Below are 21835 nucleotides of genomic sequence, written 5' to 3' on the forward strand. Positions count from 1 at the left end.
AACGGCATTTACGCGGGCAGAACGGTGGAGTCGGATATTTTTACTCCGACGAAGCCCGCATCTTACGCGCCGATCCCCTGTGTGGCAAGGGACGAAAATGAAAAGGGCCGAATATTCAATCCCTTGCCGATGTTTTGGCAAGGGATTTTGGGTTGTGTCAGGCCGCCTGCGGTTGCTCTCCGCGCATCTGCACGGCACCGAGGCGATTGACGCCGCTCAACAAGGCCTTGATCGAGGCGGTGACGATATTGCTGTCGACGCCGACACCGTAGCACTCGCCGCTGTTTTTGCCGGCCACCTCCATGAAGGCACAGGCTCGGGCGTTGCCATCTTCGCCCATCGGCACCATCGAACGTTCTTCGTAGCTGCGCACCTGGATGTTGATGCCGGCGCTCTGCAAGGCGTGCACCGTAGCATTAATCGGGCCGTTGCCTTCGCCGGTGAGGATGTGCGGCGTGCCGTCGATGTCGATGTTGAGGCGGATGCCTTGGGCGTTGCCATGCTCAAAGAGATGATGTTCGCGGTAGCGGATCGGGCTGCTGGCGTCGAGGTAGGTCCGGGCGAACATGGACCAGATGCCGTCAGCACTCACTTCGCCGCCATGGGCGTCGGTGTGCTGCTGGACGACGCCCGAGAACTCGACCTGCAAACGGCGCGGCATGACGACGCCGTGCTCGGTTTCCATGAGGTAGGCGATGCCGCCCTTGCCCGACTGGCTGTTGACGCGAATGACCGAATCGTAGGAGCGACCGACATCGGCCGGATCGATCGGGAGATAGGGCACCGCCCATTGCTCGTCTGCCTCTTGAGCAGAAAACCCCTTCTTGATGGCGTCCTGGTGGGAGCCGGAGAAGGCCGTGAAAACGAGATCCCCAACGTACGGGTGGCGTGGATGGATCGGGAGCTGGGTACAGTGTTCGACGGTGCGGGCGACGGCGTTGATGTCCGAGAAATCGAGGCCGGGATGAACGCCCTGCGTGTACATGTTGAGGGCGAGGGTGACGAGGTCGACGTTGCCGGTCCGTTCGCCATTGCCGAAAAGGCAGCCCTCGACGCGGTCGGCGCCGGCCATGAGGCCGAGTTCGGCGGCAGCGACGGCCGTGCCGCGGTCGTTGTGCGGGTGGAGGCTGATCAATACGCTGTCGCGGCGGGCGAGATTCTTGTGCATCCACTCGATCTGGTCGGCGTAGATGTTGGGCGTGGCGATCTCGACCGTGGTCGGGAGGTTGAGGATGACCTTGCGTTCCGGCGTGGCGCCCCAGATGGCGGTAACTGCATCACAAACTTCAAGGGCAAAATCGAGTTCGGTGGCGGTGAAGAGTTCCGGGCTGTACTGAAGCGTGACCTTCGTTTCCGGCATTTCGTCGGCGAGCTGGCGGATGAGGCGGACGGCATCGACGGCCATGGCCATGACTTCTGCCTTGCTCATGCCGAACACATTCTCGCGGAAGGTTTTGCAGGTGGCGTTATAGACGTGAACGATGGCCTGTTTGGCGCCCTTGATCGACTCGAAGGTGCGGCGGATAAGGTGTTCGCGGGCCTGGGTGAGGACTTCGATGGTGACGTCGTCGGGAATGTGGCCACCATCAATCAATTCGCGCACGAAGGCGAATTCGGTTTCCGAGGCGGAGGGGAAGGCAATCTCGATTTCCTTGAAGCCAATGGCGCAAAGCGTCTTGAACATGCGCATCTTCTTATCGGCGTTCATCGGCTCGAAAAGCGCCTGGTTGCCGTCGCGAAGATCGGTGCTCATCCACACCGGCGGTTTCTCGATGACCCGGTTCGGCCACTGGCGGTCAGCGAGGCGGACCGGCGGGAAGGCGGTGTATTTGGTGGCGGGCTGGGTGATCATGGCGTGCTCCGGATAAGTTTTTCGATAGCGAAATATTAAGCCAAAGGCGCCGGCAGACGATTGCGAGTTGGTGCATTATTGGATATATTGTTGGCAGAAAATTGCGTATATGTATTGATTAAGGAAATATTGTGGAGATTGATCGTTACGATCGGCAAATTCTTGCCATCCTGCAAACCGATGGGCGCATCAGCAACCAGGATCTGGCCGACCAGATCGGCTTGTCGCCCTCGCCCTGCCTGCGACGGGTTCGTGTGCTGGAGGAGTCAGGACTGATTACCGGCTATCGCGCCATGCTTGACGCCAAGAAGCTCGGCCTGTCGCTGATGGCGTTGATCGGCATCTCGATGGACCAGCACACACCAGAGCGTTTCGCCAATCTTGAGGCGGCCATCGGTGATATTCCCGAGGTGCTGGAGTGTTTGCTGATCACCGGCCAGCAGTCGGACTACCAGTTGAAAGTGGTGGTCCGGGACATGGATGCCTACCAGGATCTGCTGCTCAACAAGATCACGCGAATTCAGGGCGTGACCGGTGTGCACACGAGTTTTGTCCTGCGCAAGGTGGTCGACCGAACGACCTTGCCAGCTTAGCTTTATCGCAAGACAACGGGCCCGTCAGGACCCGAATTGTGCTGCCTTAGTCGCGGACGCGTTCGAAGACCATCGACACGGTATCGGCCAGGTCGAGAATATGCGTTGGCCGCGGACTCGGTTGTGTTTGGGCGAAGTAGCGTTCCCATTGCCGGTCAGACAGCTCGACTTCGCGGACGGAGACGACTCGGCGTTCGCGCGATTGACGTCTTTCCCTGATATCGCTGGGTGGGCCGATGTCCCGCCTTCTTCGTTCGCCACGCTTGCGGCGTTCCCCTCCGTTGGCGTTCGGCAGCTCGACATCTTCAGGCACTTCGGCGCCATGGGCTATTAGTAGCTCGACGATATGAGTGTGCTGGCCGCGGCTGGCCATGCGGATGGGGCCGCCGGCACCTTGGGCGTTGGGGGCATGGATGTCAGCGCCGCGCTTGATCAGTTCGCGCACGATCTCGGCATGGCCCTTGAAACAGGCGATCCGCATCGGCAGGCCGGGGTCGCCGTGCATGTCGGCTTCCTCGATAAGGGCGCCGTGATCCAGGGCCGTTCTGACTGCATCAAGGTTTCCCTTTTCGATGGCTCGCCTGAGTGCGCTGTGCATTGACATAAAATTGTTCTCCAGAAAAAACCGGCGACTATGTATTTTGCATTGTTTTGGCCGCTCATGCCCTTAGCTTAGCCATGAGGGGTAGTAGGGGTTGTCAGATATTTCACGAATCGGCTGTTGGATGATCGAATCTGGCTACTTTTTGCCTGCCTCCACAATGCGGCCTGGGGCCGGCTTGCAGGCGCGTATAATCCGCAGCGGAAAGTTGGCCAGGCAATCGCTGGGCGTCCGGGGATAACTTCGGCGCCGGGAGGAAAGTCCGGGCTCCATTGGGCGGGATGCCAGTTAACGGCTGGGTGTTATAAGTCACAAGACGAAAGTCGAGTGACCCAAGGCAACGGAAAGTGCAACAGAGAATAGACCGCCGATGGCGTCGAAAGGCGCACAGGTAAGGGTGAAACGGCGAGGTAAGAGCTCACCGCGCTGGCGGTAACGTTCAGCGGCACGGCAAACCCCATCCGGAGCAAGACCAAATAGGGAAGCTGAGGCGTGGCCCGCGCTGCTTCCGGGTAGGTTGCTTGAGCCTGTCGGTGACGGCAGGCCTAGAGGAATGATTGCCGAACCCCGCAAGGGGGGAACAGAACCCGGCTTATCGGCCGACTTTCCAATTTCGAACTGTTCTGCTTACTTCATTGCGAGCTTGTTTTCTTCCAGCCACTCTTTGGTGATTTTCCATTCGCCATTTTCGCGGGCGATCAACAAAACTTTGGTTCGCGCCGTTTCCCGATAGCTGCCTGAGGCATAGTCCTGCAGGAAAGTTGCTTTGAATTGATCGGCGTTTAGGCGCTCGATGCCGATTTCGCGTATCTGGATATCGATCGGGGCGCCGGCTGAAAGCTTCTTCGTTCTCGCGGCAACCCAGGCGTCGCGCGAGCTGCCGTCGTTGGGGGCGAAATGCTGGCCGTAGGCGTTCAGATAGCTCGCGATATCTCGTTGTACCCAGGCGTTTCGCCAGGTATCGAGGAGTTCGCCGACTCGCGTCTTGTCGCTGATTTCTGTCGTGGCGGGCGCGCTGGGTACGGGTTCACTCAGCATTGCGATTGCTGCTTGCGGGGCTGCCACTGCCAGGGGTTGGGGCGCCGGGACGGACCGAGGAGCACCTTGAGGTGCACCCAGCCACATCATCGCCGCGCCACATAGGGCCGAGATCATGGCGGTGATGATGAGCGTGCCTGTGCCGAACGATTTGATGGATTCGACCACTACCGGGCTGTTCTTGATGTTCGCTGCTTTGGCGGGGGCGACTTCCGATTCGCCGAGCGCGTTGTGCAGTTGCTCAAGGCGGCGCGCCATGGCGTGTTTTTGTTTGTTGCTCTCGGGGCTGCCTTGGTGTCTGGCTGTATTCGGCGTGCTGTTTCCGAAAAAGGCGCCAGCCGATTCAATGATGCCGCCGGCGGGGAGTGTGCTCAAAGTGGCCACGGGGCTGGTCCTATAAGTTTGGATTGCTGCAACGAATGGGTTTGATGTGCTGACATTGTTTACGTCGAGGCTGTAGTCGACTATCGAATAATTCACAATTTCAGCAATTAGGCTCTTTGCATCAAAGTGGCAGGCGGCGGGCGCTGGCTTCTGTCCTACAATGCGGGCCATGACGCGTGCACCATTTCCTGTGATCCGCTGGGCTGAGGGGGGCGAGACAAAATCCGCCCGCTGGCGCTCCGAGGCTGGCTTGCCGCCGCATGACAAGCTTGTCGTGGTCGACGACCGACTGAGTGTCGATGCGACCTGGAAACTGGCCAGCGAGGGAACGGCGATGCTGTGGCGGGGCGACTGGCAGAATGCCCGCCACCTGTTGCAAGGCTTGAGTCGCCGCGCTGAGCGTCAGCCGCGTTCGGGTAGCCAGAAAAAGGCCGTCACGCCAGCCGAGGCATTCGAGCAGCATCGTCGGAACCAGGGCCGACGGGCGCAGACGCTCGGCTTGTTGCTAGTGCCGCTTGGTGCTGATTACAGTATTCCGCTACGGCGGGCGCAGGATGTTCGGCAGGCCTGCGTCGAGGCTTACGGGCTGCCGACTGGCGAGGATTCCGTACTGTCGTTGCGCGAGTTGCTGGCGGTCGTCAGTGCCCACGAGTGGCGCAAGAAGGGTGTGCCGGTGCCGGCGGTCGAGGGGCGTATTTACCCGCATTTCGGCGTGTTTTCGCCGGTACGTGGGGAGTATGTCGATCTCGTTGCCAAGGCGCCGCTGCCGGCCAACTGTGAGCTGGCCTTTGATATCGGAACCGGTTCCGGCATCATCGCGGCGATCCTGGCTCGACGCGGCGTCAAGCAGGTGGTGGCGACCGATCTGGACGAGCGGGCACTGGCCTGCGCTTCCGAAAATGTCGAAAAATTGGGGTTGACCGCAGCAGTCCGCCTCGTGAAGACAGATCTGTTTCCAGAAGGACGAGCCAGGCTGGTTGTCTGCAATCCGCCGTGGTTGCCGGCCCAGCCGACTTCGCCGGTGGAGTACGCGGTCTACGACCCGGATTCGCGCATGTTGCGCGGCTTTCTCGGTCGGCTGGCGGCGCACTTGGAGCCGGATGGGGAGGGCTGGTTGATCATTTCGGATATTGCCGAACATCTCGGTCTGCGCTCGCGGCAGAAGCTGCTCGGGTGGATAGCGATGGCCGGGCTGAGGGTGATCGAGCATCTCGATACGCGGCCGAAACACCCGAAGGCTAGTGATGCAAGCGATCCGCTGCACGCGGCGCGGGCGGCCGAGGTGACTTCGTTGTGGCGGCTCGGCCGGGCCGATGGAATAAATTGAAGGCGTCTTCCGTATACCTTGGTGTAGCCCCCCAAAACCAACGGAGATCATCATGAAAACGAAAAACCTGCTTGTCACGCTGCTCATGTCGGCCACGCTGGCCGCCTGTTCCGGTGTCGGTACGCGTGCCGCTGCGCCGGCCATGGTGTCGGATGGCACGCTCACCGGCAGCAATGGCATGACGCTTTATGTTTTCGACAAGGACGCCGCCGGTAGCGGCAAGAGCATGTGCAACGGTCCGTGCGCCACCAACTGGCCGCCGTTGATGGCCATGGACGGCGACATGGCGAGCGGCGACTACAGTATCGTGATGCGCGACGACGGCAAGAAACAGTGGGCCTTCAAGGGCAAGCCGCTGTACTTCTGGGCCAAGGACATGAAGGCCGGCGACAAGACCGGTGACGGTTTCAACAACGTCTGGCACGTAGCTAAACCCTGACCGAACCGTGGACAGCCGCGCGATCATCGCCGAATTGCCTCGCCTGCGCCGTTACGCGCGGGCGATGCTGGGCGATCGCGCGGCGGCGGACGATCTCGTGCAGGACACCCTCGAACGAGCCTGGAGTCGCTTCGCCCAATGGCGGGCTGGGAGCGATCTGCGCGCCTGGTTGTTCGGCATCATGCACAACCTGCGCGTTGATCAATTGCGGCGTGGCAGTTTGTCCACACATTCGCTCGACGACGATGCCTGTGAAGTGCCGACGCGCCCTACCCAGAACGACCTACTGGAAGTAATCGACCTTGAATCAGCCCTCCGCCAATTGCCGGATGACCAGCGTGAGGTGCTGTTGCTCGTCGGTCTGGAAGAAATGAGTTATGCCGAAATCTCCGCTGCACTGGGCGTTCCGATCGGCACTGTAATGTCCCGCCTGTCGCGCGGACGCGAACGCTTGCGCCAGATCATGGATGGCCGGCAGGCAGGCACCAATCTAAGGGTCGTACGATGAGCCCGCTCAATATCACCGAAGACGATCTGCACGCTTACGTTGACGGCGCTTTGACGCCAGCGCGGCGGGCCGAGATCGAAGCTTATCTGGTTCTCTATCCTGAGGATGCTGAACGCGTTCGTGCCTATCGCGCCCAGAACGAGGCGCTGAAGGCGCTGTTCAATCCGGTCCTGGTCGAGGCATTGCCCGACCACCTGCATGCGTTGACCGTGCAACCTGTGAATTCCACGGTCAACCCGAAAAAATTGCCAAATTTGAAATCATGGCCGCTGCAGCAGATAGCCGCCGGCGTCGTTGTCGCCACGCTCGGCGGTGTCGCCGGCTGGCTGGGCCATGGTCAGTACCAGAGCGTCGAACGCATGGCGCAGATAGTCGTCCCGCTGTCCCGTCAGGCAGCCGTCGCCCACGTGGTATACAGCCCCGATGCGCGCCGCCCCGTCGAGGTCACGGCAGATCAGGAGGAGGCGTTGGTCAAATGGCTGACCAAGCGTCTCGGCACGCCGGTCAGTCCGCCCAAACTCGGCGCTCTCGGCTATGAACTGGTCGGCGGCCGGCTGCTCCCCGGCAACGCCGGCCCGGTCGCCCAGTTTATGTATCAGGACGTCACTGGCCAGCGCATGACGCTTTACGTGACGACCGAAAATGCAACCCAGCCCGAAACTGGCTTCCGCTTCGCCCGCGAAGGGCAGGTCAACGTTTTTTACTGGGTCGATGGTAAATTCGGCTACGCTCTGTCGGCGAGCACCGCCAAGGGCGAACTGGCCAAAGTGGCGACGGCGGTTTACGACCAACTCGAAGCAAAAAAATGAACACCCTTGTTTTGAACGAAAGCGAAGTTGAATTCACCGCCATCCGCGCTCAAGGGGCTGGTGGACAAAACGTCAACAAGGTGTCGAATGCCGTGCATCTGCGATTCGATATCTCGGCTTCAAGCCTGCCCGATGAGGTCAAGGAAAAATTGCGGGCCATGCGCGATCAGCGGATCAGTAGCGATGGCGTTGTCGTCATCAAGGCGCAAAAACATCGCAGCCTTGAGCGAAATCGGGAAGACGGACTGGTTCGCCTGCGCGAACTGATCGCTTCGGCGGCCTTTGTGCCGGCCGTCCGGAGGCCGACCAAGCCCAGCCGAAATTCCCAGCGTAAGCGCATCGAGAGCAAAATAAAACGCGGCCAGGTAAAACTACAGCGCGGCCGCGTAATTGAATAGCAGGAAGATGCTGGGCCAGCCACAGGCTGACCCTTTTCCTCAGGTCTTGACGCCCGGCTTGCGGCCCGGAGCGGCGGATGGCATGTAGCCGGAAACGCGGCAGAACATGCCTTCGGTCGGCGTGCCATTCTTGAACGTCGTCATGCTGCACACCGAAATGGCTTTTTGGGCTGACAGTTCGAGGATCGATGTACGAACATCCGACAATGCAATGCCTGTGCCTTTCGCAATATCAGCATCGAGCAATTGGCCGTGCTTCTTGAGGTGCGTGAGGATGGATTCTGTATTCATGTCGAATGCCTTTACAAAAATGCCTAAAAAACCTGCCACTTCGTCTTAGCAACGGGGCTTTCGCCGAAGTGCCTACCGGGTACTTCTAAAACATGCGACCAACCCCGGAGGCTAGGTCGCAGAACCGCTCATTGGTGGGCCTGCACGGATTTGAGCCGTGGACCAAAGGATTCTGAGAGTATTTCATTTGGCATATTTGCCTTGCGAAGTTCAAGATTCCTAAAGGATTTTCCGTGCTGTGCCGAACCCGGCATTATATACCGAACCGGCTTGCCGAGCCTGATTACTTTCATCCGCTAGTTTTTATTGGCAAAAATCGATCAAATTCAAAGCAGTGCAGAAATTTTGTGGCCGACCGAAATACCGAACCTTCAGCCGAAAAATGATTTGATGGCGATGATGGATGGCAAAGTCGCATGAGGGATAGGTGTTTTCCTGCAAGCGGGACCAATAACCTACTGCTTGGGCGGAGAGGGGTGCGACGGAATTGAAGTCTTACTGTAAGCGTGCGGTAACACCAGGTTGGCATACTGTGGCCTTGCCCATAGGCGTTGAATATGCGCGGTTCATGCATCGCAATTGTCTTGCTCCTGCTCTCGGTCGGTGCTCATGCAGATGATGGTTCTGGCTGCGCGTCGACAATTAAAGAACTCCGCATTTTGGCTGGCGACCCCATTTTTCCCAATCGCTGGGCAGAAATCTCGATGAATGATGGAAAGCCGATGGTGGTGTCGATCATCGAGCGCAATGGGAAACTATTGCTCGAATTCATCAAGACGGGCGACGGGTTATGGGCTGAAATCTCCGGTGTAATCTGCAAAACAGGGTTTGATCTTGAGGCACGGATGTCCAAAGAGCAGATAGTTTTGGGGCCTGCCGCGAATTGGATGTTAAGCCTCGCAATTGCCAACGGAGGTGTTTTTACATTGCGCCGTCGCATATCAAATCAGTTGCAAATCGAAACTCAGGGCTGGAGCGGCCGCTTCGTTCCCACAGCAATAAACTGAGGCATATTTTTCGAAAAATAGGGCGGGACGTCCCGGTCGTCACACTGAGATGAGCATAGCCTTGGAGTAGTCCTGTTGAACCGTAGGCAAAGAAAAAGGGGTTACATTTCTGTAACCCCTTATTTTTATGGTGGGCCTGCACGGACTTGAACCGTGGACCAAAGGATTATGAGTCCTCTGCTCTAACCAACTGAGCTACAGGCCCGGAAACTTAGTTGCCGTTCTGGTCCAGGAAGCTACGCAGCTTGTCGGAACGGGTCGGATGACGCAGCTTGCGCAGCGCCTTTGCTTCTATTTGACGGATACGTTCGCGGGTGACATCGAACTGCTTGCCGACTTCTTCCAGCGTGTGGTCGGTGTTCATTTCAATGCCGAAGCGCATGCGCAGGACCTTGGCTTCCCTCGTCGTCAGGGTGTCGAGAATTTCCTTGGTAACGCCGCGCAGGCTGGAGTACATGGCTGCATCGGCCGGCGCCAGCGTCAGTTGATCTTCGATGAAATCGCCAAGATGGGAGTCATCGTCATCGCCGATCGGGGTTTCCATGGAGATTGGCTCCTTGGAAATCTTCATGATCTTGCGGATCTTGTCTTCCGGCATGTCCATCTTCTTGGCCAGCGTTGCCGGATCGGGTTCGGCACCCGTTTCCTGCAGGATCTGGCGGCTGATCCGGTTCATCTTGTTGATCGTTTCGATCATGTGCACCGGGATGCGGATGGTCCGCGCCTGGTCGGCGATGGAGCGGGTAATGGCTTGACGGATCCACCACGTGGCGTAGGTCGAGAACTTGTAGCCGCGGCGGTATTCGAACTTGTCCACCGCCTTCATCAGGCCGATGTTGCCTTCCTGAATAAGGTCGAGGAACTGCAGGCCGCGGTTGGTGTATTTCTTGGCGATCGAGATGACCAGACGGAGGTTGGCCTCGGTCATTTCGCGCTTGGCCCGACGCGCCTTGGCTTCGCCGGTGGACATCTGCTTGTTGATGTCCTTGAGGTCCTTGAGCGGAATGCCGATGCGATCCTGGAGGGCGATCAGCTTCTTCTGCTCTTCCTTGATGTCCGGCGCGCTGCGGGTCAGGATGGCGAGATAGGTCTTGGGGGCGGAGGCGATTTCGCCGTCCACCCACTCGAGCGTCGTTTCCTTGCCCGGGAAGGTCTGGATGAAGTGCGGACGCGGCATCTTGACGCGGTCGACACAGATTTGCTGAATCTTGCGCTCGGAACCACGAATTTGTTCGACCATGCCGCGCACGCTGTCGCACAGGCGTTCAATCGAGCGCGAGGTGAAGCGGATGTTGAGCAGTTCATCGGAAATCTGTTGCTGCAGCTTGAGGTAGGCCTTGTCATGCGGCCCCTTGCTCGACAGCAGCTTCTGCATCTTGGCGTGCACGCTCTTGATGGCCTTGAAGCGCTCCAGGGCATCGGTCTTGAGTTGCAGCAGCGAGGCGGATGCAGCGCCGGCAGCGCCACCTTCGCCGTCTTCATCCTCGTCGTCCGCTTCCTCTTCCTCGGCTTCGGGCATTTCGGGGGCCGCGGCGACTTCTTCTGTGGCGTTCGGGTCGATCAGCCCGTCGACCAGTTCGTCGATACGCATCTCGTCATTTTCGACCTTGGCAGCCATGTCGAGAATGTCGGTAATCGTCGTCGGGCAGGCGGAAATCGCCTGGATCATGTGCTTCAGGCCTTCCTCGATGCGCTTAGCAATCTCGATTTCGCCTTCGCGGGTGAGGAGTTCAACCGTGCCCATTTCGCGCATGTACATGCGGACCGGATCGGTGGTGCGACCAAATTCGGAATCGACGGTGGACAACGCCTGTTCGGCTTGCGCTTCGACTTCTTCGTCGTCGGCAGCAACCGCGGCGGTGTCGGACATCAGGAGGTCTTCGGCAGCCGGCGCTTCGTCGAAAACCTGGATGCTCATTTCGCTGAACGTCGAAATGATCGCTTCGATACTTTCCGCGTCGACGACATCGTCCGGCAGGTGGTCGTTGATCTCGGCGTAGGTCAGGTAGCCACGTTCCTTGCCGAGCTTGATCAGCGTCTTGAGGCGCGTCTTGCGCGCTTCGGCGTCGAGCGGTTCGGGAACTTCAGCCATCTGGCCTTGCAGCAGCGCCTTCTCGGCTGCCTTCTCCTTGGCCTTGCTGATGCGAGCCTTCGGGGCTTCCTTAACGGGGTCTTTTGCCTTAGCCATGAACACGATCCATAGAATTCGAGAAAACCATAAATTTTACCACAACTTAGCTGCGATTCGCTTGCTTGCTGAGTAGCTGTATGTAAGCCATTTTTTCCGCAGCGCTGAGTCCGGCCACCCCGAATTGATGAGCTTTCGCCTGCAATTCGGCAAAGGCGCGTTTCTGGCCGCCTTCCTGCAATTTATCGAGGGTGTCGCGAAACTCTTCGTCTGCTTCATCTTCGTCAAACGGTTGGCCGAGAAGTTCCGAGGCCGCGTTTTCGATCATGCTTTCCTCGGGCTGGCCGCGCAGTTGCTCACGCAACCCGGCATAGCTGCTGGTTTCGTCGTTGGCGTTGACCAAGTCGTGCAGGCGAACCAGCGCAGCGCGCTCAGGTGTGTCGGGCAGAAGATCTATTGGCAGTTGGCTGGCCAGTTGTGGCTTGTGCAACACAATGCGCAGCAGGTTGCGGGTCAGCGACGGGGCGGTCCGCTTGGCCCGGGGCGGGGCAACTGGCGTGTAGGATTTGAGTTCGCACAGGCGTTCGACTTCGCCCTGGGCAAAGCCGCTGGCTTCGGCCAGACGCTTGACCAACTGCAGGCGGAGCAGGGGCGTTGGCAGCTTGAGCAGCAGCGGCTTGGCTTCGTAGATTAGTTGGGCTTTGCCCTCCGAACTACTCAGGTCGCAGCGTTGGCGTAGTTCGCTCAGCAGGAATTCGGAGAGCGGCATGGCCTGGATGACCTGCCGGTCGAACTGTTCCTTGCCGAATTCGCGGATGTAGCTGTCGGGGTCATGTTCCTGCGGCAGGAAGATGAAGGCCAGGCGCTTGTTGTCGGCAAGCGCTTCCAGCGAGTTTTCCAGGGCGCGCCACGCTGCTTTACGACCGGCGTTGTCGCCATCGAAGCAGAAAACGATGCGGTCGACCTGGCGCAGCAGCTTGGTGACGTGGGTGGCGGTCGTTGCCGTGCCGAGCGTGGCGACGGCATTGCCGACGCCGTTCTGGGCCAAGGCGATGACGTCCATGTAGCCTTCGGTGACGATGGCGGTATCGGTTTCGCGCAGGGCCTGACGGGCTTGCGGCAGGCCGAACAGTTCGCGGCCTTTTTCGAACAGCGGTGTTTCCGGCGAGTTGAGGTATTTCGGTTCGCCCTGGTCGATGATCCGGCCACCGAAGGCGATGATTTCGCCTTTCGGGTTGATGATCGGAATCATCAGGCGGTCGCGGAAGCGGTCGTAGCGGCGGCCGGACTCGTTTTCGATGACCAGTCCGGCTATTTTCAGTTCGTCGGCATTGTAGTCGGGGAAAACTTCCTGCAGGTTCTGCCAGCCATCCGGGGCGTAGCCCATGCCGAAGCGGGCGGCGATTTCTCCGGTCAACCCGCGTTTCTTGCAATATTCGATGGCGCGTGGCGAGGCCTTGAGCTGGTCTTTGTAATAATGGGCGGCGCGCGCCATGATGTCGATCAGCGTGCGAGTCTGGCCGGGCTTTTCATCCTTGAAGCTGCGCCCTTCGCTTTCCGGCACCTGCATGCCGGCGCGTGTGGCGAGGTCCTTGACGGCATCGACGAAACCGAGTCCCTGGTATTCCATGACGAAGCTGATTGCCGTGCCGTGCGCGCCGCAACCGAAGCAGTGGTAGAACTGCTTGGTCGGGCTGACCGTGAAGGACGGTGACTTTTCGTTGTGGAAAGGGCAGCAGGCGGCGTAGTTGGCGCCGGCTTTCTTGAGCGGCACGTAGCCATCCACCAGGTCAACAATGTCGACCCGGGCCAGCAGATCCTGGATAAAGGAATCCGGAATCACGACGTGCCTCGCTGCTTAACCGGCGAGCGCCGCTTTGACCAGTTTCGATACCTCGGCCATGTCGGCCTTGCCGGCAAGTTGCGGCTTGAGTACGGCCATCAGTTTGCCCATGTCGGCCGGACCTTTGGCGCCGGTTGCAGCAACGGCGGCGGCGACGGCGGCGGCGGTTTCCTCGGTGCTCATTTTTTCCGGCAGGTAGACGGCTAGGACGGCGATTTCAAATTTTTCCGCGTCGGCCAGTTCCTGGCGGCCGGCGGCTTCGTATTGGGTGAAGCTGTCCTTGCGCTGCTTGGTCAGCTTTTCGATGATGGCGACGACTTCTGCATCATCAAGTTCGACGCGTTCGTCGACTTCCTTTTGCTTGAGGGCGGCGAGCAGCAGACGAATTGCGCTCAGCTTGGCCGTTTCCTTGGCCTTCATGGCCGACTTCATGTCTTCGGTGATACGTGCTTTCAAACTCATTTTTGGCTTTCTTAAAGCAAAGAGCCGCCAGCTGTTGGGCGGGCGGCTCTTTTGTGCTGCGAAATTTTTCTGATTAGAAAAGTTTCGGCGGCAGGGTCAGGCTACGGAGGCGCTTGTGCTGGCGTTTGACAGCAGCGGCAGCCTTACGCTTGCGCTCGGCGGTGGGCTTTTCGTAAAACTCACGGGCGCGCAGCTCGGTCAGCAGACCCGTTTTTTCGACGGTGCGCTTGAAGCGGCGGATAGCAACTTCGAACGGCTCATTTTCCTTGACACGAACGTTTGGCATATAAATCACCCCCTTCCGTTAGGCGCCTGCCAGGTCAAGTAAAAGGCAGTGCGCGCAAATTTTGTTCCGCAGAGTTTGCGGGTAGCCCATAAGTATATGCGAGAAAACCATGTTGTTCCAAGTGTTAAAATCCGCGCCATGTTAGTTCTTGGCATTGAATCCTCCTGCGACGAAACGGGTGTTGCGCTCTACGACAGCGCCGCCGGCCTCTTGTCGCACACCCTTCATTCGCAGGTGGCGATGCATGCCGAGTACGGCGGCGTGGTGCCGGAACTGGCCTCGCGCGATCATATTCGGCGCGTTGTTCCCTTGCTGCGCGAGGCGCTGGCGCAGGGTAAGCGGACGCTGGATGATGTCGATGCCGTGGCCTACACGCGTGGCCCGGGTCTGGCCGGTGCGCTGCTCGTAGGCTGCGCCTTTGCCGAAGCGCTGGCGCTGGCCATCGACAAGCCGACCATTCCGGTGCATCACCTCGAAGGACATTTGCTGTCGCCGCTGTTGTCAGCTACGCCGCCGACCTTTCCATTCGTCGCTTTGCTGGTTTCTGGCGGTCACACGCAATTGATGCGGGTGACTGGCGTCGGCGAGTACGAACTGCTCGGCGAAACGCTTGATGATGCGGCGGGTGAGGCTTTCGACAAGAGCGCCAAATTGCTCGGCTTGCCGTATCCGGGTGGGGCCTTGCTGTCGAAGTTGGCTGAATCAGGTACGCCGGGGGTTTATGAATTGCCGCGGCCGATGCTGCATTCGGGCGATCTGAGTTTCAGCTTCTCGGGGCTGAAGACGGCCGTGTTGACGCTGGTGCGCGAGCACGCCGACGAGATGACCGATACGTTCAAGGCCGATGCGGCGCGGGCATTTCAGGAAGCCATCGTCGAGGTGCTGGTCAAGAAGTCGCTCAAGGCGATGAAGCAGACCGGGCTCAAGCAACTGGTGGTGGCCGGCGGTGTTGGCGCCAACAAGCAGTTGCGGGCGACGCTCGACGACGAGGCGAGGCGCAAGCGGTTCAGCGTTTATTACCCGGAGCTGGAATTCTGTACCGACAACGGCGCGATGATCGCGCTGGCCGGTTGCCTGCGTTTGCAGGCCGGGACGCCGGCCAAAGCGGCGGGTAGCTTCGCCATTCAGCCGCGCTGGCCGCTGAGCGAACTGCTGCGCTGATCGCCCGTTACCGGAAGGTTTGAAGGTCGCCGTCAGGCGGCGATTTGAGAATTGGCCAAAATTTCCGGTTGACCGTGGCAATGCCCTTTTTCTTGTGTTTTTTTCAGCTTCGGGCAGTCTTTACACGGCGGATGGCGCTTGCAGCATTTTTTGCCCATGGTGGCCTCCGTTCAGTTCCGACGGGCCACCCAGTAGGTAGCGCCGGCGTTGCCGTAGCGTTCGGCATGCTGCTCCTCGCGCTCCAGCGCAAAGTCGTCGCCGGCTTTGAGGTGACGTGTGTCAGTGCCGACGGTCAGCCACATGTCGCCGCGCACGACCCTGGCCTTTACGGCGAACGGATGGGTGTGCGCATCGAGCACGGCATCAGCCGGCCAGCTGCGTTCAAGCACCTCGTCGAATCCTTCGGCGAGGGCTTGTGCTTCGAATTCATCGAAGGTGCCTGAACGCATGGCTTGGCTTAGAGGGCGGCCAGGGCGGCGGCGTAATCGGGTTCGTTCTTGATTTCGCTGACCAGTTCGCTGTGGATGACCTTGTCGTTTTCGTCGAGGACGACGACGGCGCGGGCGGTCAGCCCGGCCAGCGGGCCGCTGGTGATGGCGACGCCGTAGGCTTCGATGAACTCGCTGCCGCGCAGGGTGGACAGGGTGACGACGTTATCGAGGCCTTCGGTGCCGCAAAAGCGGGCCTGGGCGAAGGGCAGGTCGGCCGAGATGCACAGGACGACGGCGTTCGGCAGCGTATTGGCCTTGGCGTTGAACTGGCGGACCGACATGGCGCAGGTCGGCGTGTCGATGCTCGGGAAAATATTGAGGATCTTGCGCTTGCCGGCAAAGCTGGCGAGGGCGATGTCGGAGAGATCCTTGGCGACGAGCGAGAAGGCGGGGGCCGTGTAGCCTATTTGCGGGAATTTACCGGCGATGGTGATGGCGTTGCCGCCGAGTGTGACTGTCTGGGTCATGCGGTTTCCTTGGTTTTGAGAACGGAGGCACCGTTTGACGGGGGCGCTCCGCTTTGGTTCATTGCTCAGAAGTTGTCGGGCAGGGTCGCCAGGATGTCGACGCAGGGTTGCCATGCCAACAGCTCGTCGAACCAGCGATCAATGAAATTCGAAATCATGGTGGCCTCCTGAAGTGATTCGGGTCGTGATGACCTGATGGACTCAGTGTAGGCAGCGCAGATTTATTGATCCAATCGATTGATCGAATGTGACGGATTGGGATTGGCTATCGCGTCGACGAAAAAAATGCCGGCGAACCGGCGTTGTTGGGGCGAGACCTTGGCCTCACGCCTTTTTCTTGCTGCCAATTTTCGATTCCTGGCCGGCCATCAGGCGCTGGATGTTCTGCCAATGCTTGCCGATCAGGGCCATGCCGAGGATGCCGACGACGACCGTCTGGCCGTTCCCGCCGTGCATCAGGACGGAAATGACCGGGGCCATGGCGGCGGCGACGACGGCGGCCAGCGATGAATAGCGGAAGGCATAGGCCATGAACAGCCAGGTGCCGGCGACGGCGAGGCCGAGCAGCGGGTCGAGCGCAATAAGGACGCCGGCCGCGGTGGCGACGCCCTTGCCGCCCTTGAATTTGAGGAAAACCGGGTAGAGGTGGCCGAGGAAGACGGCGAGCGCGACGAGGCCGATGACGGTGTTCGAAAAGCCCATCTGCTCGGCGATGAAGACGGCGGCCCAGCCCTTGAGCGCATCGCCGATCAGGGTGAATAGCGCGGCCTTCTTGTTGCCGCTGCGCAGCACGTTGGTGGCGCCGGGATTGCCCGAACCGTAGGTGCGCGGGTCGGCCAGGCCGAAGAGCTTCGAGGAAATCATGGCGAAAGGAACGGAGCCGAGAAGGTAGGCGGCAACGAGGGCGAGGGCTATTTGCATGGGTTGCTTAGGTGACTTTGGTCGCTGGGGTACAATCGCGCCAAATTTTACACCGCTGCTGCGGTCGACCGCCCTATGGACATCATTTTCCTCGAAGAACTGCGCGCCGAAACCTGGATAGGCATCTATCCGCGTGAAAAGGCGATGCCGCAGACGGTCGAAATTTCACTGCAGATCGGCGTATCGACAGCCTCGGCTGGGGCCAGCGACGATATTCGCGACACGGTCGATTATTCCGTGGTCGTCGACCGTCTGCGGACCGATCTGTCGGCTGTCCATTTCAATCTGATCGAGGCCCTGGCTGAGCATGTGGCCAGCTACGTGCTGGAAACCTTTGCCGTCCATTGGGTGCGGGTGTCCGTCGCCAAGCTCGGCATGATGCCGGGCGTCAAGCGCGTCGGCGTGATTATCGAACGCTCGCTCTGAGAGTTTTTGCCCCTTACCAGAGGGCGAGGGGCATTTCAATTTTTGAGGCTTTTTTCTGGTTGACCGTGGGAATGGCTTTTCCCGGCTAAAACCGGCTCAAAACGCCGCCGCCAGGACTGTCATCACGGCAAAACCGGCGGCCAGGCCGGCCGTCCCGGCGCCGACTCGACCCGGCTGGTGCGAGGCTGGAATCATTTCGTGGCTGACCACCCAGAGCATCGCCCCGGCCGCTGCGGCCAGTGCCATCGGCAAAGCAGCGCCGGCCATCGTGCTGGCGATGACCCCGAACAAGCCGCCGACCGGTTCGACGAGACCGGTGCCCAGCGCGATCAAGGCCGCCCGCAAGGGCGCGGCACCGAGCGCCACCATGGCGCTGGCGACGATCCAGCCTTCCGGGATGTTCTGCAAGGCGATGCCGAGGCTCATGCCGTGGTCGGCCCCGGCCGCTGCTGCGATGCCCACCGCCAAGCCTTCCGGCACGTTGTGAATGGCGATGGCGGCGACGACGAGGGCGACGTTGGGCTGCATGCCGCTGCTTTCGACTTCTTCGACATGCTCGTGCGGCAAGCGGCGATCCAGCATCTGCATGGCCGCGACGCCGGCCAGCAAGGCGCCGGCTGTGGCGATACCGAGCGACCACACGGCGTCGCTGGCCATCACCGTCTGCACGGCCGGGACGAGGAGCGAGAAAAGGCTGGCGGCGAGCATCATGCCGCCAGCCAAACCGAGCATCGGGGCCATCAGGCGTTCCGACGGACGGCGGAGCATGAGCACGGGAATGGCGCCGAGGCCGGTCGCTGCACCAGCGAGCAGGCTGGCTTCAAGCCCCTTGGCGGCCATCGGATGGGCAGCCAGCCATTGGGCCGCCTGTTCGATGCCGAAGGCGATGGCAACAACGGCCATCGCCATGCCGATCCACAGATGGCGACGGGTAGTCGGCCGGGCGTAGTGCTGGATAACGAGTTGGGTCATGGTGGCGCTCCTTTGTCTTGAGTGCCACTTTACGAACCACAGGGCTATAGTGCCAATCGATTGCTTAAATACTGACGATTGTCATTGGCAATCAGCCCTTGAGTGCTGCCTCGACCACCTTTGGCTGCAGTGTGTGCAGGATGTCGTGCGGATGGACGCCGACGAGAAAGCCGCGTTTTCCGCCGTTGATGTAGATCAGCGGCAGGTCGAGGATGGTTCTTTCGATATGCACCGGCATCGCCTTCTTGGTGCCGAACGGGCTGGTGCCGCCGACGAGAAAGCCGGTGTGGCGGTTGGCGACTTCCGGTTTGCACGGCTCGACCTTCTTGCAGCCGATCTGCCGCGCCAGCTCCTTGGTCGAAACCTTGCAGTCGCCGTGCATGAGGACGATGAGCGGCCTGGCGTTCTCGTCCTCGAAAACCAGGGTTTTGACGACTGCATGTTCATCGACGTTGAGTTCGCGCGCCGACACCTTGGTGCCGCCGTGTTCCTCGTAATCGTAGAGATGGGTCGAGAAGGCCACCTTGTTTGCCTTGAGGAACTTGGTGGCTTGCGTTTCGGGGGCGTGTTCAAGTTTGCTCATGGGGGTGTCAAGTTCAGTATCCGGGATTAATTTTATACACCGACTGAGGCTGATTTGCCGGTGCTTTGGGCTCGAAATAGAGGCAGGCTTGCCCAGAGGAGGCGATCACATCGAACTCGGGCGTGCGCCGGCTTTTGAAGTCGAGGGCGCGACAACCATAGCGGAACGGTAGTTCATGGGTGATGAAATAATGGGTGCACTGGCTGCAACGTGGCGATGACATGGGGTCCCTCTCAGCCGCGCGGGTGATGCACGGCGTGCAGCGTCTTGAGCCGTTCGCGGGCAACGTGGGTGTAAATCTGCGTCGTCGAGATATCGGCGTGGCCGAGCAAAAGCTGGACGACGCGCAGGTCGGCGCCGTGGTTGAGCAGGTGGGTGGCGAAGGCGTGGCGCAGGACGTGCGGCGAGAGTTTTTCCGGGGCGATGCCGGCGATCAGGGCATAGCGCTTGATCAGTTGCCAGAAGGCCTGGCGGGTCATGGCGCTGCCGCGGGCAGTGACGAACAGGTCGTCGCTCTGCTGGCCGTTCAGGATGTTGGGCCGTGCTTCCTTGAGGTAGCGCTGAATCCACTCGATGGCCAACTGGCCGAGCGGCACGAGGCGCTCCTTGCTGCCCTTGCCGAGCGCGCGCAACACGCCGTCGGCGAGGCTGACTTCGTGCAGGCGAAGGCCGACCAGTTCCGAGACGCGCAAGCCGGTGGCGTAGATTGTTTCGAGCATGGCGCGGTCGCGCAGGCCGAGCGGGGTGTCGAGGTCGGGGGCGTCGAGCAGGGCTTCGACCTGTTTTTCCGACATCACCTTGGGCAGGCGTGACGGACGGCTCGGGTTAGCTAGCTTGAGCGTCGGGTCGGCGACGATGCGGCCGCGGCCAAGCTGCCAGCGGTAGAAGCGGCGCAACGTGGACAGGTAGCGGGCCTGCGAGGTGGCGCGGGTTTGCTTCGAGAGGTCGGCAATGAAGCCGGTCAGCGTCGTTTCACGCAGGTCAAGCAGCGGCTCGTGGGCGTTATTGGCGAGCCACAGGGACAGTCGGCCAAGGTCGGAGCGATAGCTGTTCAGCGTCGCCTTGGCCAGACCGTCTTCCAGCCACAGGGCGTCGCAGAAATTGTCGATCTCGGCGAGGTCAGCCGGGGAGGCTGTTTTCATGGGTCAGCAGCCAGCGTTTGACATCGAGCAGGAAGCCGCCACGTTCACGGGCAAACCCGCCGAGTTTTTTGTCACCCGCGCCACCGGTGGCAACGACGCGATGGCAGGGCACGACAACCGGATAGGGATTGGCGCCACAAGCCTGGCCGACGGCGCGCGGTGCGTTTTTGAGGTTCTTCGCCACTTCGCCGTAGGTGTGTGTTTGCCCGGTCGGGATGGCCGAAATCTGTTCCCAGACGCGGCGCTGGAAAGTCGTGCCGGCCGGGCGCAGTGGCAGGCCAAAGACAAAACCCGGATCGGCGATGTAGGACTTGAGCTGGCGTACAGCTTCGACCGCCAGCGGCTTCGTCGGAGCTTGTTCCGGGCGCGGTTCGAGGAAATCTATGCCGGTGATTTCGTCGTCGCTGCACTGCACGCCGAGCGAGAATCCAGGCGCGGCGACGATGGCTTGATAGGCGTTGGTTTTCATGATGCCTCCATGGTCAATGCTACGGTCGACCGGAAAAAACGGCCAAAATTCAAAAAGCCGACATGCCTGTCTGGGCGCGGCCGAGGATCAGCGCGTGCACATCGTGCGTGCCTTCGTAGGTGGTGACCGATTCGAGATTGACCATGTGGCGGATGACACCGAATTCATCCGAAATGCCGTTGCCGCCGAGCATGTCGCGCGCGTTGCGGGCGATTTCCAGCGCCTTGCCGGTGCTGTTGCGCTTCATCAGCGAGACCAGTTCCGGCGTCGCGCTACCATCGTCCATCATGCGGCCGAGGCGGAGTGCACCCTGGATGCCCAGGGCGATTTCGGTCTGCATGTCGACCAGTTTTTTCTGGATCAATTGGGTCGCGGCGAGCGGCCTGCCGAACTGCAGACGCTCCAGCGTGTATTGCCGTGCCGTGTGCCAGCAGGCTTCCGCTGCGCCGAGGGCGCCCCATGAAATGCCGAAACGGGCTGAGTTGAGGCAGGTAAACGGCCCCTTGAGGCCGCTGGCTTTGGGCAGCTGGTTCTCGGTGGGAACAAAAACTTCGTCCATCACGATGTCGCCGGTGATCGAGGCGCGCAGGCTGACCTTGCCGTTAATGACCGGCGCCGACAGCCCGGCCATGCCCTTTTCAAGGATGAAGCCGCGCAAGGCACCGGCGTCATCCTTGGCCCAGACGATGAAAATGTCGGCCATCGGCGAGTTGGTAATCCACGTCTTGCGCCCGGACAGCTTCCAGCCACCCGGTACGCTGCGCGCCACACTGGTCGCGCTGGCCGGGTCGGAGCCGGAATCGGGCTCGGTCAGCCCGAAGCAGCCGATCAACTCGCCCTTGCCGAGCTTCTTGAGGTATTTCTCTTTTTGTTCGTCGGAGCCGAATTCGTAAATCGGCAGCATGACCAGCGAGGACTGGACGCTGAGCAACGTGCGGTAGGCCGAATCGACCGACTCGACCTCGCGTGCGATCAGTCCGTAGGAGACGTAATTCAGTCCGGCACCGCCGAACTGCGGCGGCAGCGTGGCGCCGAGCAGGCCCATGTCACCCATTTCGCGGTAGATCGCCGGGTCAGTCGTTTCATTGCGGAAGGCATCGCGGATGCGTGGCTTGAGCGCCTTTTGCGCGAAGTCGCGGGCGGCATTGCGGACTTGCCGCTCGTCGGCGGCCAGTTGGCTGTCGAGGAGGAAGGGGTCTTCCCAGGTGAAGGAGGGTTTGGCCATCTGCTTGCTCCG

27 protein-coding genes, 1 tRNA gene and 1 other RNA gene are annotated in these 21835 nt (G+C 60.3%); 10 read left to right on the forward strand and 19 right to left on the reverse strand.

Translation table 11 applies throughout. The annotated features are described in order from the left end of the window. Positions 1–157 precede the first annotated feature (157 nt). The gene (leuA, locus tag WBK19_RS06565) at positions 158–1852 is read right to left on the reverse strand and encodes a 2-isopropylmalate synthase (protein WP_511288060.1); all 1695 of its coding nucleotides are present in this window, start codon (positions 1850–1852) and stop codon (positions 158–160) included. A gap of 131 nt (positions 1853–1983) precedes the next feature. Between leuA and WBK19_RS06570 the strand changes: the two genes are divergently transcribed. Further along, positions 1984–2445 carry an Lrp/AsnC family transcriptional regulator gene (locus WBK19_RS06570; protein ID WP_511288062.1) on the forward strand — a complete coding sequence of 154 codons (462 nt, stop codon included), beginning with the start codon at positions 1984–1986 and terminating at the stop codon, positions 2443–2445. A gap of 46 nt (positions 2446–2491) precedes the next feature. Here the strand turns inward: WBK19_RS06570 and WBK19_RS06575 are convergent, their stop codons facing one another. Next, the gene (locus WBK19_RS06575) at positions 2492–3049 is read right to left on the reverse strand and encodes an ankyrin repeat domain-containing protein (RefSeq protein ID WP_511288064.1); all 558 of its coding nucleotides are present in this window, start codon (positions 3047–3049) and stop codon (positions 2492–2494) included. 201 nt (positions 3050–3250) lie between these two features. On the opposite strand from WBK19_RS06575, the gene rnpB reads away from it, so the two are divergent. Continuing rightward, positions 3251–3657, forward strand: an RNA gene (gene rnpB, locus WBK19_RS06580) — RNase P RNA component class A. A gap of 16 nt (positions 3658–3673) precedes the next feature. Here rnpB and WBK19_RS06585 read toward each other — a convergent pair. Beyond that, on the reverse strand, positions 3674–4639 hold the full coding sequence (locus WBK19_RS06585; protein WP_511288066.1) for a L,D-transpeptidase Cds6 family protein: 966 nt from the start codon (positions 4637–4639) through the stop codon (positions 3674–3676). Here WBK19_RS06585 and WBK19_RS06590 point away from each other — a divergent pair. The 5 genes from WBK19_RS06590 to arfB are packed head-to-tail and all read left to right on the forward strand — an operon-like array spanning position 4629 to position 7949. Next, positions 4629–5795 (forward strand): 50S ribosomal protein L11 methyltransferase, encoded by a 1167-nt coding sequence (locus WBK19_RS06590; RefSeq protein ID WP_511288068.1) that lies wholly within the window; start codon positions 4629–4631, stop codon positions 5793–5795. The two genes, WBK19_RS06585 and WBK19_RS06590, sit on opposite strands and share 11 nt — an antisense overlap. A gap of 52 nt (positions 5796–5847) precedes the next feature. Further along, positions 5848–6234 carry a COG4315 family predicted lipoprotein gene (locus WBK19_RS06595; RefSeq protein WP_511288070.1) on the forward strand — a complete coding sequence of 129 codons (387 nt, stop codon included), beginning with the start codon at positions 5848–5850 and terminating at the stop codon, positions 6232–6234. Positions 6235–6241: 7 nt separating this feature from the next. Beyond that, positions 6242–6742: an RNA polymerase sigma factor gene (locus WBK19_RS06600; RefSeq protein ID WP_511288072.1), complete on the forward strand. Its 501-nt coding sequence runs from the start codon at positions 6242–6244 to the stop codon at positions 6740–6742. Next, positions 6739–7551, forward strand: coding sequence for an anti-sigma factor family protein (locus tag WBK19_RS06605; protein WP_511288074.1), 813 nt, complete (start codon positions 6739–6741; stop codon positions 7549–7551). The genes WBK19_RS06600 and WBK19_RS06605 overlap by 4 nt, the downstream gene beginning before the upstream one ends. Next, complete coding sequence (gene arfB, locus WBK19_RS06610) at positions 7548–7949, forward strand: alternative ribosome rescue aminoacyl-tRNA hydrolase ArfB (RefSeq protein WP_511288076.1); 402 nt, start codon at positions 7548–7550, stop codon at positions 7947–7949. The genes WBK19_RS06605 and arfB overlap by 4 nt, the downstream gene beginning before the upstream one ends. Before the next feature lie 39 nt (positions 7950–7988). Here the strand turns inward: arfB and WBK19_RS06615 are convergent, their stop codons facing one another. Continuing rightward, a complete protein-coding gene (locus tag WBK19_RS06615) occupies positions 7989–8240 on the reverse strand; it encodes a transcriptional regulator (RefSeq protein ID WP_226403662.1) in 252 nt (83 codons plus the stop codon). 557 nt (positions 8241–8797) lie between these two features. Here WBK19_RS06615 and WBK19_RS06620 point away from each other — a divergent pair. Continuing rightward, a complete protein-coding gene (locus WBK19_RS06620) occupies positions 8798–9247 on the forward strand; it encodes a hypothetical protein (RefSeq protein WP_511288078.1) in 450 nt (149 codons plus the stop codon). A 128-nt stretch (positions 9248–9375) separates the two neighbouring features. On the opposite strand, the gene WBK19_RS06625 is transcribed toward WBK19_RS06620, so the two are convergent. The 5 genes from WBK19_RS06625 to rpsU form a co-directional block, all read right to left on the reverse strand. Continuing rightward, positions 9376–9452: transfer RNA gene (locus WBK19_RS06625), tRNA-Ile, on the reverse strand. Between the two features lie 6 nt (positions 9453–9458). Further along, the gene (gene rpoD / locus WBK19_RS06630; protein WP_511288080.1) at positions 9459–11435 is read right to left on the reverse strand and encodes an RNA polymerase sigma factor RpoD; all 1977 of its coding nucleotides are present in this window, start codon (positions 11433–11435) and stop codon (positions 9459–9461) included. Positions 11436–11481: 46 nt separating this feature from the next. Continuing rightward, positions 11482–13218: a DNA primase gene (gene dnaG, locus WBK19_RS06635; RefSeq protein WP_511288082.1), complete on the reverse strand. Its 1737-nt coding sequence runs from the start codon at positions 13216–13218 to the stop codon at positions 11482–11484. Positions 13219–13233: 15 nt separating this feature from the next. Then, positions 13234–13680: a GatB/YqeY domain-containing protein gene (locus WBK19_RS06640; RefSeq protein ID WP_511288084.1), complete on the reverse strand. Its 447-nt coding sequence runs from the start codon at positions 13678–13680 to the stop codon at positions 13234–13236. Between the two features lie 73 nt (positions 13681–13753). Beyond that, positions 13754–13966 (reverse strand): 30S ribosomal protein S21, encoded by a 213-nt coding sequence (gene rpsU, locus WBK19_RS06645; protein WP_226496168.1) that lies wholly within the window; start codon positions 13964–13966, stop codon positions 13754–13756. Between the two features lie 138 nt (positions 13967–14104). Here rpsU and tsaD point away from each other — a divergent pair, with 138 nt between their 5' ends. After that, the gene (gene tsaD, locus WBK19_RS06650; protein ID WP_511288086.1) at positions 14105–15127 is read left to right on the forward strand and encodes a tRNA (adenosine(37)-N6)-threonylcarbamoyltransferase complex transferase subunit TsaD; all 1023 of its coding nucleotides are present in this window, start codon (positions 14105–14107) and stop codon (positions 15125–15127) included. Positions 15128–15159: 32 nt separating this feature from the next. On the opposite strand, the gene WBK19_RS06655 is transcribed toward tsaD, so the two are convergent. From WBK19_RS06655 to plsY, 4 genes are all read right to left on the reverse strand, one after another. Beyond that, positions 15160–15285 (reverse strand): hypothetical protein, encoded by a 126-nt coding sequence (locus tag WBK19_RS06655; protein WP_511288088.1) that lies wholly within the window; start codon positions 15283–15285, stop codon positions 15160–15162. Between the two features lie 12 nt (positions 15286–15297). Next, positions 15298–15576, reverse strand: coding sequence for an AraC family transcriptional regulator (locus WBK19_RS06660; protein WP_511288090.1), 279 nt, complete (start codon positions 15574–15576; stop codon positions 15298–15300). Positions 15577–15584: 8 nt separating this feature from the next. Next, positions 15585–16085: a thiol peroxidase gene (tpx, locus tag WBK19_RS06665; protein ID WP_511288092.1), complete on the reverse strand. Its 501-nt coding sequence runs from the start codon at positions 16083–16085 to the stop codon at positions 15585–15587. A gap of 324 nt (positions 16086–16409) precedes the next feature. Next, the gene (plsY, locus tag WBK19_RS06670; protein WP_511288094.1) at positions 16410–17006 is read right to left on the reverse strand and encodes a glycerol-3-phosphate 1-O-acyltransferase PlsY; all 597 of its coding nucleotides are present in this window, start codon (positions 17004–17006) and stop codon (positions 16410–16412) included. Between the two features lie 75 nt (positions 17007–17081). Here plsY and WBK19_RS06675 point away from each other — a divergent pair, with 75 nt between their 5' ends. Next, positions 17082–17432 carry a dihydroneopterin aldolase gene (locus tag WBK19_RS06675; RefSeq protein ID WP_511288096.1) on the forward strand — a complete coding sequence of 117 codons (351 nt, stop codon included), beginning with the start codon at positions 17082–17084 and terminating at the stop codon, positions 17430–17432. Between the two features lie 96 nt (positions 17433–17528). On the opposite strand, the gene WBK19_RS06680 is transcribed toward WBK19_RS06675, so the two are convergent. The 6 genes from WBK19_RS06680 to WBK19_RS06705 form a co-directional block, all read right to left on the reverse strand. Next, on the reverse strand, positions 17529–18404 hold the full coding sequence (locus tag WBK19_RS06680; RefSeq protein WP_511288098.1) for a ZIP family metal transporter: 876 nt from the start codon (positions 18402–18404) through the stop codon (positions 17529–17531). A gap of 91 nt (positions 18405–18495) precedes the next feature. After that, positions 18496–18987, reverse strand: a complete 492-nt coding sequence (gene ybaK / locus WBK19_RS06685) for a Cys-tRNA(Pro) deacylase (RefSeq protein ID WP_511288100.1) — start codon at positions 18985–18987, stop codon at positions 18496–18498. Between the two features lie 13 nt (positions 18988–19000). After that, a complete protein-coding gene (locus tag WBK19_RS06690; RefSeq protein ID WP_511288102.1) occupies positions 19001–19210 on the reverse strand; it encodes a hypothetical protein in 210 nt (69 codons plus the stop codon). Between the two features lie 10 nt (positions 19211–19220). Next, positions 19221–20129 carry a site-specific tyrosine recombinase XerD gene (gene xerD / locus WBK19_RS06695; RefSeq protein ID WP_511288103.1) on the reverse strand — a complete coding sequence of 303 codons (909 nt, stop codon included), beginning with the start codon at positions 20127–20129 and terminating at the stop codon, positions 19221–19223. Continuing rightward, the gene (locus WBK19_RS06700; RefSeq protein ID WP_511288105.1) at positions 20107–20598 is read right to left on the reverse strand and encodes a methylated-DNA--[protein]-cysteine S-methyltransferase; all 492 of its coding nucleotides are present in this window, start codon (positions 20596–20598) and stop codon (positions 20107–20109) included. The genes xerD and WBK19_RS06700 overlap by 23 nt, the downstream gene beginning before the upstream one ends. Before the next feature lie 49 nt (positions 20599–20647). After that, positions 20648–21823, reverse strand: coding sequence for an acyl-CoA dehydrogenase (locus WBK19_RS06705; RefSeq protein WP_511288107.1), 1176 nt, complete (start codon positions 21821–21823; stop codon positions 20648–20650). Positions 21824–21835 lie beyond the last annotated feature (12 nt).

Source organism: Azonexus sp. (assembly GCF_049652925.1).
Classification (GTDB): domain Bacteria; phylum Pseudomonadota; class Gammaproteobacteria; order Burkholderiales; family Rhodocyclaceae; genus Azonexus.